This is a genomic window from Mesorhizobium sp. M7A.F.Ca.CA.001.04.2.1 (assembly GCF_003998485.1).
Lineage (GTDB): Bacteria > Pseudomonadota > Alphaproteobacteria > Rhizobiales > Rhizobiaceae > Mesorhizobium > Mesorhizobium ciceri.
This window is the reverse complement of the sequence record NZ_RZQT01000264.1, coordinates 1-2,446: the sequence shown is the minus strand read 5'-3', so window position 1 is coordinate 2,446 and position 2,446 is coordinate 1. Positions and strand designations below refer to the sequence as shown.

3 protein-coding genes are annotated in these 2,446 nt (G+C 65.7%); 1 reads left to right on the top strand and 2 read right to left on the bottom strand.

Features of this window, described 5'->3' with window-relative positions; translation table 11 throughout:
- Window positions 1–1,044 (bottom strand): PLP-dependent aminotransferase family protein (locus EN955_RS34300; RefSeq protein ID WP_164769972.1); only part of this gene is annotated, 1,044 nt, incomplete at its 3' end.
- Window positions 1,045–1,148: 104 nt separating this feature from the next.
- Here EN955_RS34300 and EN955_RS34295 point away from each other — a divergent pair.
- Window positions 1,149–2,039 (top strand): DMT family transporter, encoded by an 891-nt coding sequence (locus tag EN955_RS34295; protein WP_024503822.1) that lies wholly within the window; start codon window positions 1,149–1,151, stop codon window positions 2,037–2,039.
- Between the two features lie 18 nt (window positions 2,040–2,057).
- Here the strand turns inward: EN955_RS34295 and EN955_RS34290 are convergent.
- Window positions 2,058–2,446, bottom strand: a 389-nt coding sequence (locus EN955_RS34290) for a zinc-binding dehydrogenase (protein ID WP_164769971.1), incomplete at its 5' end; no start/stop codon positions are given.

The window sequence follows — 2,446 nt, the reverse complement described above, 5'->3', positions numbered from 1 at the left end:
GCCGAAGGTCGTGGCGATCTTGAGGTCGGTCAGGGGCTCGATCCAGTCGCGCGGTGCGGCGATGAAGCCGCAGCGAACCGATGCCGACAGTGTCTTGGAGAAGCTGCCGATATGGACAACGCGGTTGAGACCATCGAACGCCGCCAGCCTGGGGGCGGGCGCATGTTCGAAATCGGCGAAGATGTCGTCCTCGACGATGGTCAATTGCGATTGGTCGGCGAGTTTCAGCAGCCGGTGCGCGGTGACTGGCGACAGCACCGCGCCGGTCGGATTGTGGATGCCGGAATTGGTGATGTAGAGGCGTGGCCGATGCTCGGCCAACGCCTGCGCGAACAGATCGATATCCGGCCCCGACGGCGTGTAGGGAACGCTGACGACCTTGGCCCGGTGAGCGCGCAACAGGGCGTGGAAGTTGAAGTAGCAGGGGTCGTCGACCAGCACGGTGTCGCCGGGCTCGATCAGGAACCGGCACAGGAGGTCGATGGCCTGCGTGCCTGATTCCGTCAGCATGATCTGCTCGGGCGAGGCCTCGATGCCATGCCCGGCCATGCGCCGCGCCAGCAATTGCCGCAGCGGTGGCAGGCCGAGCGGCGTGCCGTAATCGGCCAGTGCGACATCGTCGGCACGCGCCACCGTGCGCAGCGCCCGGCGCAGCCCTGCCTGTGGCATCCATGAAGCGGGCAGCCAGCCGCAGCCGGGCTTCAGCATGTCATCGCCGGCCTCCAGGGACTGTCGCGAGATCCAGAGCGGATCGACGGCGCGGTCGAGGCGGGGGCCGATTTCGGCCAGCGACAGCGGCGCCAGCGATCCGGCGGCATAGAAGCCGGAGCCCGGCCGCGAGCGGATCGCGCCTTCGGCGGCGAGCCGCTCATAGGCTTCGACCACGGTGGATTTGGACACTCGCATGGATTTGGCAAAGGCGCGGATCGACGGCAATTGCCCTCCCGGCGTCAGGCTGCGCGCCGCGATCCGCTGGCGGATCGTCGCCATGACGCCTTCGACCAGCGTACCGCCGCTCTCGCTTCCTGTAGTCTGCTTGTCCATCCGTACTGCTCTGCTGACCATGACAGTTTTGCATAATTGTACCGCACTGTCTCTGGCGATACTACCGGCTCCGCCTGATACGGAGCCGACAAACGGAGCATACGATGGACAAGACCGCGAGTGGCTGGATGAATGGATTCATCGGTGTGTTGATCTTCAGCGGCTCGCTGCCGGCGACGCGCGTGGCGGTCAGGGAATTCGATCCGACATTCCTGACCTCGGCCCGGGCGGCGATTGCCGGACTGCTTGGCCTTGCGCTCCTGCTCCTGTTTCGGCAGAAACGCCCGGAGCGCGGCGATCTGCTGTCGCTGGTGATCGTGGCACTTGGCGTGGTTGTCGGCTTTCCCTTGCTGACCGCGCTGGCGCTCGAGCACGTCACCACGGCCCATTCCATTATCTTCGTCGGCCTGCTGCCGCTGGCCACTGCGATATTCGGCGTGCTGCGCGGCGGCGATCGGCCGCGCCCGGCGTTCTGGTTGTTTTCATGCATAGGCAGTGCGCTGGTCGCGGGCTTTGCGCTGACGCAGGGCGTGACGGCCTCGCCGGTCGGCGACGGTCTGATGCTGGCTGCCATCATCGCCTGCGGCCTCGGCTATGCCGAGGGCGCCGCGCTGTCGCGCAGGCTCGGCGGCTGGCAAGTGATCTGCTGGGCGCTGGTGCTGTCGCTGCCGGTCATGCTGGTGCTGACGCTGATGACCATGCCGCCGTCGTTCGACGGCGTCGGCGTCAGTGCGTGGATGGGGCTTGCCTATGTCTCGCTGTTCAGCATGCTGATCGGCTTCGTGTTCTGGTATCGCGGCCTGGCGCAAGGCGGCATCGCCGCGGTCGGACAGTTGCAGCTGCTGCAGCCATTCTTCGGACTGGCACTGGCAGCGACGCTGCTGCACGAACAGGTCAGTTCGTTGATGGTGGTCGTCACGCTTGGCGTGGTGCTTTGCGTCGTAGGCGCCAAGCGATTCGCGAAGCAGGAATTGCCACGACGCGCGATCGCCTGACGACGGTGCCGTCCTCGCCTAAAACTTCGTCACCACCCCAATGCCGATGCCCTCGAAGCCGCCCATCGCCATCAAGGCTGCGGGCGCCTCGTCGAGGCTGATCTTCTTGCCGACGAGCAGTTCGGGCTTCAGCTTGCCGTGGCGGATCATCTCCATCATCGCGGGGTAGCGATAGGCCTGCATGCCGTGACTGCCGAGGATTTCGAGTTCGAAGGCGATCACCTTGTCCATCGGCACCTGCGGCCGGGCGTGTTCGCCCAACATCAGGCCGACCTGCACATGGCGGCCGCGCCGACGCAGATTGGCGATCGAGTTGAACGAGGTGGTCGGGTGGCCGAGCGCGTCCATCGACATATGCGCGCCGCCATTGGCGATCTGCTTGACCGCCTTGACCACGTTCGGCGTCG